Origin of the sequence: Streptomyces sp. SP18BB07 (genome assembly GCF_036322545.1) — a bacterium.
Taxonomy (GTDB): domain Bacteria; phylum Actinomycetota; class Actinomycetes; order Streptomycetales; family Streptomycetaceae; genus Streptomyces; species Streptomyces deccanensis.
Window position 1 is genome coordinate 93528 of the sequence record NZ_JAQYWT010000296.1, and the last position, 13490, is coordinate 107017.

General features: G+C 72.1%; 15 protein-coding genes. 13 read left to right on the forward strand and 2 right to left on the reverse strand.

Annotated features, from left to right (window positions below):
* The first annotated feature begins 43 nt into the window (after nucleotides 1-43).
* The 13 genes from PUR53_RS17895 to hypE all read left to right on the forward strand — a co-directional run bounded on the left by PUR53_RS17895 (nucleotide 44) and on the right by hypE (nucleotide 12144).
* Entirely contained in the window at nucleotides 44-1828 is a 1785-nt protein-coding gene (locus tag PUR53_RS17895) for a nickel-dependent hydrogenase large subunit (RefSeq protein ID WP_329900781.1), read from the forward strand.
* Complete coding sequence (locus PUR53_RS17900) at nucleotides 1825-2358, forward strand: hypothetical protein (protein WP_329908870.1); 534 nt, start codon at nucleotides 1825-1827, stop codon at nucleotides 2356-2358. The genes PUR53_RS17895 and PUR53_RS17900 overlap by 4 nt, the downstream gene beginning before the upstream one ends.
* Nucleotides 2355-3011, forward strand: coding sequence for a DUF5947 family protein (locus PUR53_RS17905; RefSeq protein ID WP_329908871.1), 657 nt, complete (start codon nucleotides 2355-2357; stop codon nucleotides 3009-3011). The genes PUR53_RS17900 and PUR53_RS17905 overlap by 4 nt, the downstream gene beginning before the upstream one ends.
* Nucleotides 3008-3700 carry a DUF6084 family protein gene (locus PUR53_RS17910; protein WP_329900778.1) on the forward strand — a complete coding sequence of 231 codons (693 nt, stop codon included), beginning with the start codon at nucleotides 3008-3010 and terminating at the stop codon, nucleotides 3698-3700. The genes PUR53_RS17905 and PUR53_RS17910 overlap by 4 nt, the downstream gene beginning before the upstream one ends.
* Nucleotides 3697-5190, forward strand: coding sequence for a hypothetical protein (locus PUR53_RS17915; RefSeq protein WP_329900777.1), 1494 nt, complete (start codon nucleotides 3697-3699; stop codon nucleotides 5188-5190). The genes PUR53_RS17910 and PUR53_RS17915 overlap by 4 nt, the downstream gene beginning before the upstream one ends.
* On the forward strand, nucleotides 5187-5732 hold the full coding sequence (locus tag PUR53_RS17920; protein WP_329900776.1) for a hydrogenase maturation protease: 546 nt from the start codon (nucleotides 5187-5189) through the stop codon (nucleotides 5730-5732). The genes PUR53_RS17915 and PUR53_RS17920 overlap by 4 nt, the downstream gene beginning before the upstream one ends.
* An 11-nt stretch (nucleotides 5733-5743) precedes the next feature.
* Nucleotides 5744-5848, forward strand: coding sequence for a DUF6893 family small protein (locus PUR53_RS48205; protein ID WP_443078284.1), 105 nt, complete (start codon nucleotides 5744-5746; stop codon nucleotides 5846-5848).
* A gap of 149 nt (nucleotides 5849-5997) precedes the next feature.
* Nucleotides 5998-6396: a hydrogenase maturation nickel metallochaperone HypA gene (hypA, locus tag PUR53_RS17925; RefSeq protein WP_329908872.1), complete on the forward strand. Its 399-nt coding sequence runs from the start codon at nucleotides 5998-6000 to the stop codon at nucleotides 6394-6396.
* Nucleotides 6397-6399: 3 nt separating this feature from the next.
* On the forward strand, nucleotides 6400-7221 hold the full coding sequence (hypB, locus tag PUR53_RS17930) for a hydrogenase nickel incorporation protein HypB (RefSeq protein WP_329908873.1): 822 nt from the start codon (nucleotides 6400-6402) through the stop codon (nucleotides 7219-7221).
* Nucleotides 7218-9608 carry a carbamoyltransferase HypF gene (gene hypF, locus PUR53_RS17935; protein WP_329908874.1) on the forward strand — a complete coding sequence of 797 codons (2391 nt, stop codon included), beginning with the start codon at nucleotides 7218-7220 and terminating at the stop codon, nucleotides 9606-9608. The genes hypB and hypF overlap by 4 nt, the downstream gene beginning before the upstream one ends.
* 31 nt (nucleotides 9609-9639) lie before the next feature.
* Nucleotides 9640-9945 (forward strand): HypC/HybG/HupF family hydrogenase formation chaperone, encoded by a 306-nt coding sequence (locus tag PUR53_RS17940; protein WP_329900772.1) that lies wholly within the window; start codon nucleotides 9640-9642, stop codon nucleotides 9943-9945.
* Nucleotides 9942-11069, forward strand: a complete 1128-nt coding sequence (gene hypD, locus PUR53_RS17945; RefSeq protein ID WP_329908875.1) for a hydrogenase formation protein HypD — start codon at nucleotides 9942-9944, stop codon at nucleotides 11067-11069. Before PUR53_RS17940 ends, hypD begins: the two co-directional genes overlap by 4 nt.
* Nucleotides 11062-12144 (forward strand): hydrogenase expression/formation protein HypE, encoded by a 1083-nt coding sequence (hypE, locus tag PUR53_RS17950; protein ID WP_329908876.1) that lies wholly within the window; start codon nucleotides 11062-11064, stop codon nucleotides 12142-12144. The genes hypD and hypE overlap by 8 nt, the downstream gene beginning before the upstream one ends.
* A 151-nt stretch (nucleotides 12145-12295) precedes the next feature.
* Here the strand turns inward: hypE and PUR53_RS17955 are convergent, their stop codons facing one another.
* Nucleotides 12296-12661: a hypothetical protein gene (locus PUR53_RS17955; protein ID WP_329908877.1), complete on the reverse strand. Its 366-nt coding sequence runs from the start codon at nucleotides 12659-12661 to the stop codon at nucleotides 12296-12298.
* 105 nt (nucleotides 12662-12766) lie between these two features.
* Nucleotides 12767-13462, reverse strand: a complete 696-nt coding sequence (locus tag PUR53_RS17960) for a hypothetical protein (protein ID WP_329908878.1) — start codon at nucleotides 13460-13462, stop codon at nucleotides 12767-12769.
* Between the last annotated feature and the right edge of the window lie 28 nt (nucleotides 13463-13490).

Here is a 13490-nt window from a genome sequence, read left to right on the forward strand (position 1 = left end):
CCCAACCTCCCGCGCAATGACGCAACGAAGGGCACGCACCCAGATGGCACCGAAGACGAAGACGGCCGGCGACGGCAACGGCCTGGTGGAGATGGCCTGGGACCCGATCACCCGGATCGTGGGCTCCCTGGGCATCCACACGAAGATCGACTTCAAGCAGAAGCGGGTCGCCGAGTGCTACAGCACGTCGTCGGTCTTCCGCGGCTACAGCGTCTTCATGCGCGGCAAGGACCCCCGCGACGCCCACTTCATCACCAGCCGCATCTGCGGCATCTGCGGCGACAACCACGCCACCTGCTCGGTGTACGCGCAGAACATGGCGTACGGCGTGAAGCCCCCGCACCTCGGCGAGTGGATCATCAACCTCGGTGAGTCGGCGGAGTACATGTTCGACCACAACATCTTCCAGGAGAACCTGGTCGGGGTCGACTACTGCGAAAAGATGGTCAAGGAGACCAACCCCGGGGTCCTCGAACTCGCCGAGCGCACCGAGGCCCCGCACGCCGCCGAGCACGGCTACCGCACCATCGCCGACATCATGCGCTCGCTCAACCCCCTGGAGGGCGAGTTCTACCGCGAGGCGCTCCAAGTGAGCCGCTACACCCGCGAGATGTTCTGCCTGATGGAAGGCCGCCATGTGCACCCTTCCACGCTCTACCCGGGCGGTGTCGGCACCATCGCCTCCGTGCAGCTCTTCACGGACTACATGAGCCGCCTCATGCGGTACGTCGAGTTCATGAAGCGCGTCGTGCCCCTGCACGACGACCTGTTCGACTTCTTCTACGAGGCCCTGCCCGGCTACGAGGAGGTCGGCCGCCGCCGCGTCATGCTCGGCTGCTGGGGCGCGCTCAACGACCCCGAGTACTGCGACTTCACCTACGCCAACATGACCGACTGGGGACGGAAGATGTTCGTCACCCCCGGCATCGTCGTGGACGGCAAGCTCGTCACCAACGACCTCACCGAGATCAACCTCGGCATCCGCATCCTGCTGGGCAGCTCCTACTACGAGGACTGGCAGGGCCAGGAGCAGTTCGTCACCCACGACCCGCTCGGCAACCCGGTCGACCCGCGCCACCCGTGGAACCAGCACACCATCCCGGCCCCGCAGAAGCGGAACTTCGACGACAAGTACAGCTGGGTCATGTCCCCGCGCTGGTACGACGGCAAGGACCACCTCGCCCTGGACACCGGCGGCGGCCCCATCGCCCGCCTGTGGTCCACCGCCCTGTCCGGGCTCGTCGACATCGGCTACATCAAGGCCACCGGCCACAGCGTGGTCATCAACCTGCCCCGCACCATGACCAAGCCGGAGACCACCTTCGAGTGGAAGATCCCGCAGTGGTCCAACGCCCTGGAACGCAACCGCGCCCGCACCTACTTCCAGGCCTACGCCGCCGCCGTCGCCCTGCACTGCGCGGAGAAGGGCCTCGCGGAGGTCCGCGCCGGACGCACGCAGACCTGGGAGAAGTTCGAGGTCCCGGACGAGGGCATCGGCGTCGGCTTCACCGAGGCCGTCCGCGGCGTCCTCTCCCACCACATGGTGATCCGCGACGGCAAGATCGCCAACTACCACCCGTACCCGCCGACCCCCTGGAACGCCAGCACCAGGGACACCTTCGGCACACCCGGCCCGTACGAGGACGCCGTGCAGAACACGCCCATCTTCGAGGAGAACACCCCGGAGAACTTCAAGGGCATCGACATCATGCGCGCCGTCCGCAGCTTCGACCCCTGTCTGCCCTGCGGCGTCCACATGTACGTCGGCGGCGGCAAGACGGTGAAGTCGATGCACGTGCCCACCGGCCTGAGCGGACTGGGCGGATGAGCGCGCCGACGGCGACGGCGCCGGTGACCGCGGAGCAGACCGGACGCAGGGTCGAGGAGGTGCTCGACCGACTGGCCGCGAGCGGCGACCCGGCCGTCACCGCCGCGGCCGAGGAACTCGTCCGTTCCCTCATGGACTTCTACGGTGCCGGGCTGGCCCGCATCCTCCAGCTGCTCTCCGCCGCGCCCGGCGACCCGTCGGCGCGGCTGCTCGGCGACGACCTCGTCGCGAGCCTCCTCGTCCTGCACGACCTGCACCCCGAGGACCGCGACACCCGCATCGCCCGCGCCCTCGACACCGTCCGGGAACACGCCCTCGACGTCATGGACCTCGACGAGCCGAGCGGCACGCTGCGGGTGCGCGCCCGGGCGTCCGGCGGCTGCGGCTGCGGCTCCGACGCGGACGCCCGGCAGGCGGCGGAGGCGGCACTGGCCTGCTTCGCGCCCGAGGTCAGGGCCGTCCACGTCGAGACCGCCCCCGTGGAACCCCCGCTCCTCCAGATCGGCTCGGCGCCGACGGGGGCCCGATGACCGCGACGAACGCGCCCACGCGGACCACCGGGCCCGGCGTGGGCCTGCGGCGGTTCCTCGCCGAGCGTCCACCGCGGCAGGAGCGCTGCGAACTGTGCGCGGTGGTGGTGCCCGAGGACCACCGCCACCTCGTCGACACCGAGAAACGCGCCCTCGTCTGCGCCTGCGGCGCCTGCGCCCTGCTGATGGAACAGCCGGGCGCCGCCGCGGGCCGCTTCCGCGCCGTCCCGGCCCGCTACCTCACCGACCCCGCACACCACCTGGACGACAGCGCCTGGGAGGCGCTGCAGATCCCGGTCGGCGTCGCCTTCCTCTTCCGCAACGCCGCGCTCGACCGACTGGTCGCCCAGTACCCGAGCCCGGCCGGAGCCACCGAGAGCGAACTCGACCCGGCGACCTGGGCGGACGTCCTCGCCGGCAGCCGTCTCGCCGAACTCCTCGAACCCGACGTCGAGGCACTGCTGCTGCACCGCACGGACGGCCGCTGCGAGTGCCACCTCGTCCCCATCGACATCTGTTACGAACTCGTCGGCCGCATGCGCCTGCTGTGGCAGGGCTTCGACGGCGGGGCCGAGGCCCGCGCCGCCCTGGACGCGTTCTTCGCGGACGTCGCACGACGAGCCCGTCCCGTGGACCAGGCGGTGCGCCCATGACCGAGTTCTCCTTCGCCTGCACCGGCGTCCGCGCCGACCGGTTCGCCGCCGGACCCACGCTCGTCTTCCGGCTGCGCGTCACCGCCGCCGACAACGCGCACGTGCACGCCGTCGCGCTGCGCTGCCAGATCCGTATCGAGCCGGCCCGCCGGGCGTACGAGCCCGCCGAGGCCGACGGGCTGACCGACCTCTTCGGCGAACGCTCACGCTGGGGCAGCACCCTCCAACCGGTGCAGTTCGCGCAGGTCGCGCTCATGGTGCCCAGCTTCACGGGAGAGACCGACGTCGACCTCGTCGTGCCCTGCACCTACGACATGGACATCGCCGCCACCCGCTACCTCACCGCCCTCACGGACGGCGAGGTCCCGCTGCTGATGCTGTTCTCCGGTACGGCGTTCACCGGCACCGGCGGTTTCCGGGTCGAGCCCGTCCCGTGGGACCGCGAGGCCGCCTTCCGCATGCCGGTCGCCACCTGGCGGGAGATGGTCGAGCAGCACTTCCCCGGCTGCGGCTGGATCCGGCTGCCCCGCGACACCATGGACGCCCTCCTCGCCTACCGCTCCCGGCACGCGCTCTCCTCCTGGGAGGCCACCCTCGAGGCCCTGCTCGACGAGAGCCGCGCCACGCACGTGCCCGCGAGGGACCCGTTGAGCGCCCTCACCGGCACCACCGGAAGGACCGACACGTGACCCTGACCGCGTTCGCCGCCGAGACCGAGGAGCGGTTCGCCCTCGCCCGGCAGGTGGCCGACGCCGTCCTCTTCGAGGGCTACGTCCTCTACCCGTACCGTGCCTCGGCGGCCAAGAACCGGCTGCGCTGGCAGTTCGGGGTGCTCGTGCCGCCCGCCTGGGGCGCCGAGTGCGACGAACACGACTTCCAGCACACCGAGTGCCTGATGGAGCCGAAGGCGGGCGCCACCCTCTCGGTCGAGGTGCGCTTCCTGCACGCCCGGCGGCGCACCGTGCAGCGGGCGCTCCCGGACGGAGGCTTCGACACGGTCGCCGAACTCGACCTCGACGACCGGGTGCTGGTGCCCTGGGACGAGGGCGTCGAGGAACGCGTCGAGGTGATCGCACCGGTCGACCAACTCCTCGGCGACGGCGTCACCCACCCCTTCCACCGCCCCGCCCGGGAGGACACCGCACCGGTCCTGGACGCGGCGGGCCGCACCGTCGGCCGGCTGCTGCGGCGCCGCGAGGAGATCAACGGGACGGTGCGGCTGTCCGCGCGTGAACTCGACGGCCCCTACCGGGTGTTGCGCCTGACCGCCGTCGTCGAGAACACCAGCGGCTGGTCACCGCCGGAGGGACACGGCGCGGACCGGGACGCGGCGCTGCCGCACTCCCTGGTGGCCACCCACCTGCTCATGGCCCTGGACGCCGGATCGTTCCTGTCGATGACCGATCCGCCCGAGTGGGCGAGGGACGCGGTCGCCGCCTGCCGCAACCTGCACACCTGGCCCGTACTCGCCGGGGAACCCGGCCGTGCCGATCTCGTGCTGTCCTCGCCGATCATCCTGGAGGACCATCCGGCCATCGCGCCGGAGAGCCCCGGCGCGCTCTACGACGCCACCGAGATCGACGAGATCCTCGCGCTGCGCACGGCGGCCCTCACCGACGAGGAGAAGCGTGAGGCCCGGGGCACCGACGAACGGGCCGCCGCCGTCATCGAGTTGGCCGACTCGATGCCGGCCGAGGTCCTGGAGCGGCTGCACGGCGCGGTACGGAGCCTGCGCGAGGTGACCGGCCCCGACCCCGGCTCCCCAGGCCCCGACCCCGCCGCCCCGGGCCCCGGCTTCGTGGCCCCCGATCTCGGTTTCGCGGCCCCGGGCGGTGGCTTCCCCGACGAGTACGGGGTGCAGCGGCCCGACACGCCCTGGTGGGACCCCGCGAGCGACGCGGGCTTCGACCCGACACGGGACCGTGTGGTCGTCGACGGCCGGTCGGTCGGCAAGGGCAGCCGCGTCGAACTGCACCCGGGGCTGCGCCGCACCGACGCACAGGACATCTTCCTGCGCGGGCGCACCGCCGTGGTCGAGGCGGTGCTGCACGACGTCGACGGCGGGGTGCACCTTGCCGTCACGGTCGAGGGCGACCCGGGCGCCGACATCCGCCGCGAGCAGGGACGCTACCTGTACTTCCAGCCCGACGAGGTCACTCCGCTGGAGGACGACGCATGACCCCCTCCGCGCGGTCGGAACCCAGAACCCTGGTCGCCGGCATCGGCAACATCTTCCTCGGCGACGACGGCTTCGGCGTGGAGACCGTGCGCCGCCTCACCGAGCGCGACCTGCCCGGCCACGTCGAGGTCGTCGACATCGGCGTACGGGGGGTGCACCTCGCCTACCAGCTCCTGGACGGCTACGACACCCTCGTCCTCGTCGACGCCACGGCACGCGGCGGAGCACCCGGCACGCTGTACGTGATCGAGCACGCCGACGCGGCCTCGGACCCGACGCCGGGCGCCCCCGCCCTCGACGGCCACCGGATGACCCCCGACACCGTCCTGGCGCTGCTGCACACCCTCTGCGCGGGGACCGGGGGCGAGCCACCACGCCGCGTCCTGGTCGTCGGATGCGAACCGGCCTCGGTGGACGAGCGCGTCGGACTCAGCACACCGGTGTCCACCGCCGTGCCGGACGCCGTCCGGCTGATCGAAGAGCTGCTGCGGAACGGCGAGCCGTCCGTGGTGCAGGCCTCAACCGCTGAGGCTTCGACATGAGGAGAGACGGAATGAAGAAGATCGTCATCGGAGGAGCGGCCACGGTCGCCTTGGTCGCCGTCGCCGCCGGCGTCCTGCCGGACCTCAGGCGCTACCTGCGCATCCGACGGATGTGAAACCCGCCGCCGACCGGTGTGCCGTGCGGTTGCTCGTTGCGTCGAACGGCGTACCCGCCGAGCCGTGACGGCGCGCCGGGCCGGGGGACCCGGACGCGCACGCCTGTAATGAACCCCGGCAAAAGAGGCGGCGGGAGGACCACAGACCCATGCACGAGATGTCCGTCGCGCTGGCCGTCGTCGACCAGGTCGCGGAGGCCGCAGACCGGGTCGGAGACGTCACGGCGGTCCGTTCGGTACGGCTCCAGGTGGGCGAACTGGCCGGGGTCGTACCGGACTCCCTCACCTTCTGCTTCGAACTGGCCTGCGCCGGAACCCTGTTGGAAGGCGCCGAACTGGTCACCGAAGCGGTGCCCGGCCGGGCCCGCTGCACTCCCTGCGCACACGAGTGGGCCGTCGGTATGCCGCCCCGGCTCACCTGCCCCGCGTGCGGCGGCACGCGAACCGATCTGCTCGCGGGCCGGGAGCTGAGAATCGTCGACGTGCGCTGGGAGGACGGCGGCCCCGCGCGTCCCTCCACCCGCGAACCGATCTCCGAGGAGAGCTGAACCATGTGCCGTGTCGCCGACCTGCGCCAGGCCGTACTCGCGAAGAACGACGCGAGCGCCCACGAACTGCGCGCCGCCCTCACGGCCCGGGGCACCGCGGTCGTCAACCTGTTGTCCAGCCCGGGCAGCGGCAAGACCGCGCTGCTGGAGCAGGAACTGCTGCGGGCGCGTGAGCGGTCCGTTCCGGTGGCGGCGCTGAGCGCCGATCTCGCCACCGAGAACGACGCGATCCGCTTGGCGCGTTCGGGCGTCCCGGTGAAGCAGGTACTCACCGACGGACTGTGCCATCTGGAGGCCGGCATGCTCGCCGGCCACCTGGAGGGCTGGCTGCCCGACGACGTGCGGCTGCTGTTCGTCGAGAACGTCGGCAACCTCGTCTGCCCCGCCTCCTACGACCTGGGGGAGACGCTGCGGGTCGCCCTCGCCTCCGTGACGGAGGGCGAGGACAAGCCGCTCAAGTACCCCACCGCCTTCGGCCTCGCCCAGCTGGTCGTCGTCACCAAGACGGACCTCGCGGAGGCCGTCGAGTTCGACGAGTTCGCGTTCCGCAAGAACCTGGAACAGGTCAACCCCGGCGTCGAGGTGATCCTGACCTCGGCACGCCGGGGATGGGGGGTGGGCGCGCTGCTCGACCGGGCGTTGGCCGGCGCGGACGGCGCACCCGTCCACACGCCGGTCATGGCCCGACAGCCCCACGGCCACCATCACGGTCACGGCCACAGCCATGGTCATGGCCACACCCATGAACACACTCACGGTCACATCGATGGCGCCGCCTCCGCGCATCCGGAGGCCGCCGAAGCCATGGCACACCCCCAGCCGTGACCGTTCCGCAGGCCCCGGCCGCCGTCACCGAGGACACCCGGCTGCGCCGCCGCGTCACCGTGCGGGGAGTCGTCCAGGGCGTGGGCTTCCGGCCCTACCTGTACGGCCTCGCCACCGGACTCGCCCTGACCGGACACGTGACCAACACTCCGGAGGGCGTGGTCGTCGAAGTCGAGGGCACCGCCTCGGCCGTGGCCCGGTTCTGCGCCCGGATCGCCGCCGAGGCGCCCCCGCTGGCCCGCGTCGACTCCGTCGACCACCGGGAGCTGCCCCCCGTCGGCGGTACGACGTTCACCATCCTCGCCTCCCACACCGGCGGACCCGCCCGCACCCTGATCTCCCCGGACTCCGCCACCTGCGCCGACTGCCTCGCCGAACTGGCCGACCCCACGGACCGCCGGTACCGCCACCCGTTCGTCAACTGCACCCACTGCGGCCCGCGTTTCACGATCGTCACGGGTGTGCCCTACGACCGGGCCCACACCACCATGGCCGACTTCCCGATGTGTCTCGACTGCGCCCGCGAGTACGGGGATCCGGCCGACCGGCGCTTCCACGCACAGCCGGTCGCCTGCCCCGCCTGCGGGCCCCGGCTGCGGCTGCTCGTCGGCAAGGAGGGCGGAACGAGGAGTGCCGACGGGACGGACCCGGTCGTCGAGGCGCGCACCCTGCTGGCGCGGGGCGCGATCCTTGCCGTGAAGGGCCTGGGCGGCTACCACCTGGCCTGCGACGCCACGAACCAGGCCGCCGTGGACCTGCTGCGGCGCCGCAAGGCGCGCGGCGACAAGCCGTTCGCCGTCATGGCCAGGACGACCGACGATGTCCGGCACCTCGTACGGTTGGGCCCCGAGGAACAGAGCCTGCTCGAAAGCCGGGCCAGGCCGGTCGTCCTGATGCGACGGCGACCACGGCCGTCGTACGCCAGCGGGGACGTCCGGCCCGCCGAGGCCGTCGCGCCCGGCAGCCCCGACCTCGGCGTGATGCTGCCGTACACACCCCTGCACCATCTGCTGCTCGGTCTGCCCGGGGATCCGGACGGCCCTCGACTGCTCGTCATGACCAGCGGCAACGTGTCCGGGGAACCGATCGTCACCGACGACACCGAGGCACGGGAGCGGCTCGCGCACCTGGCCGATGCCTGGCTCACCCACGACCGGCCGATCCACGTCCCGTGCGACGACTCCGTGGTCCGGGTCTGCGACGGGGAGCCGCTCGTGCTCCGCCGCTCCCGTGGCTATGCCCCGCTGCCGCTGACCCTCCCGCTGCCCGTGCGGCCCGCCCTCGCCGTCGGTGGCGACCTGAAGAACACTTTCTGTCTGGGCTCGGGCCGCCACGCCTGGCTCTCGGCGCACATCGGCGACATGGACGACCTCGGCACGCAGCGGGCCTTCGAGCACGCCACGGCACAACTGCGGTCGCTCACGGGGGTGCGGCCCGAGGCCCTGGTCTCCGACCGTCACCCCGGCTACCGCTCCGCCCGGTGGGCCGACCGCGACCCGGCTCGGCGACCCGTCGTACGCGTCCAGCACCATCACGCACACATCGCCGCCGCGATGGCCGAGCACGGGCTCGACGGCACCCGGCCGGTCATCGGCGTCGCCTTCGACGGCACAGGCCACGGCGACGACGGCGCCGTGTGGGGCGGGGAGTTCCTGCTCGCCGACTACGACCGGTTCACCCGGTTCGGGCACCTCGCCTATGTTCCCCTGCCCGGCGGCGACGCTGCCGTGCGGCGGCCGTACCGCATGGCACTGGCCCACCTGAGGGCGGCCGGGATCGGCTGGGCCGAGGACCTCGCCTGCACGGCGGCCTGCCCGTCCGATGAACTGCCGCTGCTGGACAGGCAGTTGGAGCGCTCCCTGAACTGCGTCCCCACGTCCAGCATGGGCCGCCTCTTCGACGCCGTGTCCTCCCTCGCCGGGGTCTGCCACCAGGCCGGCTACGAGGCGCAGGCCGCCGTCGAGTGGGAGGCCGCCGCCCTGCGCGCACCGGCCGGGGACACCACGGCGTACGCCTTCGCCCTCCATGACCCGGAGGACGGCGAGGACGGTGCCGTACGGGCCGATCCGGCGCCCGTGATCGCGGCGATCGTCGACGACCTGCGCGCGGGCGTCGAATCCGCCCTGATCGCGGCACGCTTCCACCGGGGCGTGGCCGCGCTGGTGCACGCCATGTGCCGACGGGCGCGGGAGTGGCACCGACTGGACACGGTCGTCCTCACGGGAGGCGTGTTCGCCAACACGCTGCTCTCGTCGGCCTGCGCCTCCGCCCTGCGCGGGGACGGCTTCACGGTCCTGCGGCACCACCTGGTCCCGCCGGGCGACGGCGGTCTGGCGCTGGGCCAGCTGATGGTGGCCGCCCGGACCGCATCCACCCCCACCGACTGAAGCACGCGCGACCCACAGCGAGGAGAGGCTCATGTGCCTGGCGGTACCCGGCAGAGTGCTGGACATCGAGGAACGGGACGGCACGCGGATGGCCACCGTCGACTTCGGCGGCGTGGTCAAGGAGGTGTGCCTGGAGTATCTGCCCGACCTGAGGGTCGGCGAGTACGCCATCGTCCACGTCGGGTTCGCCCTGCAACGACTGGACGAGGAGTCGGCCCGGCAGACGCTCGAACTCTTCGCCGAACTCGGCATGTTGCAGGAGGAGTTCGGTGACGCCTGGGAAATGGCGGCGGCGGAGGCGGGCGTGGACCCGGTGGAAGAGGTGCACAACCAGTGAAGTACATCGACGAGTTCCAGGACCCGGAGCTGGCGCGACGGCTCCTCGACGACATCCGTGCCACGGTGACCAGACCGTGGGCCCTGATGGAGGTGTGCGGAGGCCAGACGCACAGCATCATCCGGCACGGCCTCGACCAACTCCTCCCCGACGAGGTCGAGTTGATCCACGGGCCGGGCTGCCCCGTGTGCGTGACCCCGTTGGAGGTCATCGACAAGGCACTGGAGATCGCCTCACGGCCGGAGGTCATCTTCTGCTCCTTCGGCGACATGCTGCGGGTGCCCGGCACCGGCCGGGACCTGTTCCAGGTCCGAGGGGAGGGCGGCGACGTACGGGTCGTCTACTCGCCGCTCGACGCGCTGCGGATCGCCCAGCGGAACCCGGACCGTCAGGTGGTGTTCTTCGGCATCGGCTTTGAGACCACCGCACCGCCCAACGCCATGACGGTCCATCAGGCCCGGAGGCTGGGCATCGAAAACTTCAGCATGCTGGTGTCCCACGTCCGCGTACCTCCCGCCATCGAGGCGATCATGTCCTCGCCGAGCTGCCGGGTGCAGGGCTTCCTCGCCGCCGGGCACGTCTGCAGCGTGATGGGCGTGGGGGAGTACCCGGAACTCGCCGAGCGCTTCCGCGTCCCCATCGTCGTGACGGGCTTCGAGCCGCTGGACATCCTCGAAGGCGTACGCCGGGCCGTGCGTCAGCTGGAACGCGGCGAGCACACCGTCGACAACGCCTACGCCCGAGCCGTCCGCCCGGAGGGCAACCAGGCCGCCCGGGCCATGCTGGAGGACGTCTTCGAGGTCACCGACCGGGCCTGGCGCGGCATCGGGGTGATCCCCGACAGCGGTTGGCGGCTGGCGCCGAAGTACCGCGACCACGACGCCGAGCACCGCTTCCAGGTCGGCGGGATCCGTACGGTCGAGCCCGCCGAGTGCCGCAGCGGGGAGGTCCTCCAGGGGCTGCTCAAGCCGCACGAGTGCGAGGCCTTCGGCACGCTGTGCACACCGCGTACGCCCCTGGGAGCCACGATGGTCTCCAGCGAGGGAGCCTGCGCCGCGTACTACCTCTACCGGCGGCTGGACATGCCCACCGCCAAGGCCCGGGAGGCGAGCCCCGTTGTCTGACACCACCGAACTCCGCGCCCCCGCCCCCCTCGACGTCGAGGCGTGGACGTGCCCGGCCCCCGTCCGCGACAGGCCCCGCGTCGTCATGGGCCACGGCGGCGGGGGAGCCCTCTCCGCCGAACTCGTCGAGCAGATCTTCGCACCGGCCTACGGCGGTGAGGTGCTCGCCCAGATGGGTGACGCGGCCGTCCTCGCGCTGGGCGGGGCCCGGCTCGCGTTCTCCACCGACTCGTACGTGGTGCGGCCGCTGTTCTTCCCCGGCGGCAGCATCGGCGACCTCGCCGTGAACGGCACCGTCAACGACCTCGCCATGCGCGGCGCCCGCGCCGCCTACCTCTCCTGCGGATTCATCCTGGAGGAGGGCGTCGAGCTGGACGTGGTCGGCCGGGTCGCCCGGGCGATGGGCGCGGCCGCGCGCACGGCCGGGGTGGAGGTGGCCACCGGCGACACCAAGGTGGTGGAGGCCGGCCACGGCGACGGGGTCTTCGTCAACACGGCCGGCATCGGTCTGGTCCCGGCCGGCGTGGATCTGCGGCCCCAGCGCGTCGTGCCCGGCGACGTCGTGATCGTCAGCGGCGCCATCGGCGTCCACGGGGTGGCGATCATGAGCGTGCGGGAAGGGCTGGAGTTCGGCGTCGAGATCGAGAGCGACTGCGCGGCCCTCGGTGGTCTGGTCGACGCGATGCTCGCCGTCACCCCTGATCTGCACGTCCTGCGTGATCCCACCCGGGGCGGCCTGGCGGCGGCGCTCAACGAGATCGCGGCGGCCTCGGGCGCCGGGGTCGTCGTCCGGGAGCGCGCTGTCCCGGTCCCGTCCGCGGTGGCCAACGCCTGCGCCATTCTCGGGCTGGACCCCATGTACATCGCCAACGAGGGCAAGCTCGTGGCCTTCGTCCCGCGCGAGCACGCCGACGCGGTGCTGGAGGCGATGCGTGCCCACCCCCTGGGCGCCGACTCCGTGATCATCGGCGAGGCCGTCGAGGACCATCCCGGCATGGTCGTGGCCAGGACCGGGCTCGGCGGTACACGGGTGGTCGACCTGCCGATCGGGGAGCAGCTACCGAGAATCTGCTGACACCGCTGAGGCGGGCCGGCGCGGTGAGGCTGGCTGAGGAGGACCCGACGCGGGCTGGGGACGACTGGCGCGGGCTGGCCGCGCCGAGGCGGCTCCACGGGCCCCAGGACCCGCGGAGCCGCCTCGGCTCCGATCGTCCGATCCCGCGGCTCTAGGGATCCTGCGGGTCCACGCCGGTCTTGCTGGCGGCGTCCTTGGTGCCGCTGGGGCGCTGGGAGCGGCCCTTGCGCCCGGTGTCGCGGCGGCCCTTCTCGTCGGCGTCGCCGTACTCCTCGCCGCGCGCCCCGTCACTCTTCACCGTGTCGCCCGGGACGGATTTCGTCTCCTCCGCGGACTTCTTCCGGCCACGGCCCGCAGCTTCGGCGTGCTCGGCCGTGCGGAAGGAGCGCGGGGCGCTCGGGTTGTCCTGCTGACGGGTCTCGTCCACATCGGGCGACCAGCCGTGCTGCTCGGTGCCCCGGTGACGGCTGGGACCCTTGCCGTGCGGCGGCTCGGACGAACGTGGTTTCTTGGACATGGTCCGACCTGTCTGTTCGTGGGCGATGGGGGCGGCGCTCATGCGACGCCGCAATGGGTAAATTATCCCTCCTTGTCCCGGTTCGGGCGCGGTGAGAGTGCTCGATCAGGGTGTGAAGACCTCGTCGAGGCGGTCGATGGCCCCGTCGTCGCCGAGGTGGTAGGTGAAGACGAGTCCGGAGTTCGGGTGGGCCTCGAGCCAGTCCAGGAACTCCTGGACGCCGATGGGCTGGTTCGTCGTGCTCTCCACGATGGGCGTGGTCACGGTGATGGCCGCGGCCTGGTCCAGCGGGATGTACGTCTCCTTGCCGACCGTCTCGAAGGGGGCGCCGTCCGAGTCGGGGGTGCCGCACCCCCAGTTGCCGTGCTTGACGATCAGGCTCAGGGACCCGCCTTCGGGCGTGTAGCGGTAGACGGCGATCTCGTCGGGGGAGATGGGCATCTTGTGGTCGCAGTCGTCACCGGCGCCGCCGCCACCGTCCGAGCCCGTGGAGTCCGCCGCCTCCGAGGCGGGCGGCTCCGAAGAGGTGTCCGCGTCGGCTCCGGACTTCTCGGCATCGTCGTCCGGGCCCGCGGACGTCTTAGCGTCGGGCGTCCCGGCCGTACCCCCGCTCTTGCTGTCGGCCTTGTCCTGGGGTCCGCTCGTCGCCGTCGCGCTCGCCTTCACGTCCCCGTCGGCGGTCTCCGTGCCGTCGTCCCCCGAGCAGCCGCTGAGTGCCAGTGCTCCGGCGGCGCAGACGCCCAGCACCATCGCCCGGACGGCGCCGGGTCTGCGGCGGGTCCTCCTCGGCGTCACGTTCATGGTTCGTCCCCCTCCTGCTGTCAGCGAA

Bases quoted from the DNA above. Each gene is read 5' to 3' on its own strand.
- PUR53_RS17955 (WP_329908877.1), bottom strand. From the start codon at position 12,661: ATGTCCAAGAAACCACGTTCGTCCGAGCCGCCGCACGGCAAGGGTCCC.
- hypB (WP_329908873.1), top strand. From the start codon at position 6,400: ATGTGCCGTGTCGCCGACCTGCGCCAGGCCGTACTCGCGAAGAACGAC.
- PUR53_RS17910 (WP_329900778.1), top strand. From the start codon at position 3,008: ATGACCGAGTTCTCCTTCGCCTGCACCGGCGTCCGCGCCGACCGGTTC.
- PUR53_RS48205 (WP_443078284.1), top strand. From the start codon at position 5,744: ATGAAGAAGATCGTCATCGGAGGAGCGGCCACGGTCGCCTTGGTCGCC.
- PUR53_RS17940 (WP_329900772.1), top strand. From the start codon at position 9,640: ATGTGCCTGGCGGTACCCGGCAGAGTGCTGGACATCGAGGAACGGGAC.
- PUR53_RS17900 (WP_329908870.1), top strand. From the start codon at position 1,825: ATGAGCGCGCCGACGGCGACGGCGCCGGTGACCGCGGAGCAGACCGGA.
- PUR53_RS17895 (WP_329900781.1), top strand. From the start codon at position 44: ATGGCACCGAAGACGAAGACGGCCGGCGACGGCAACGGCCTGGTGGAG.
- PUR53_RS17920 (WP_329900776.1), top strand. From the start codon at position 5,187: ATGACCCCCTCCGCGCGGTCGGAACCCAGAACCCTGGTCGCCGGCATC.
- hypA (WP_329908872.1), top strand. From the start codon at position 5,998: ATGCACGAGATGTCCGTCGCGCTGGCCGTCGTCGACCAGGTCGCGGAG.
- PUR53_RS17905 (WP_329908871.1), top strand. From the start codon at position 2,355: ATGACCGCGACGAACGCGCCCACGCGGACCACCGGGCCCGGCGTGGGC.
- PUR53_RS17960 (WP_329908878.1), bottom strand. From the start codon at position 13,462: ATGAACGTGACGCCGAGGAGGACCCGCCGCAGACCCGGCGCCGTCCGG.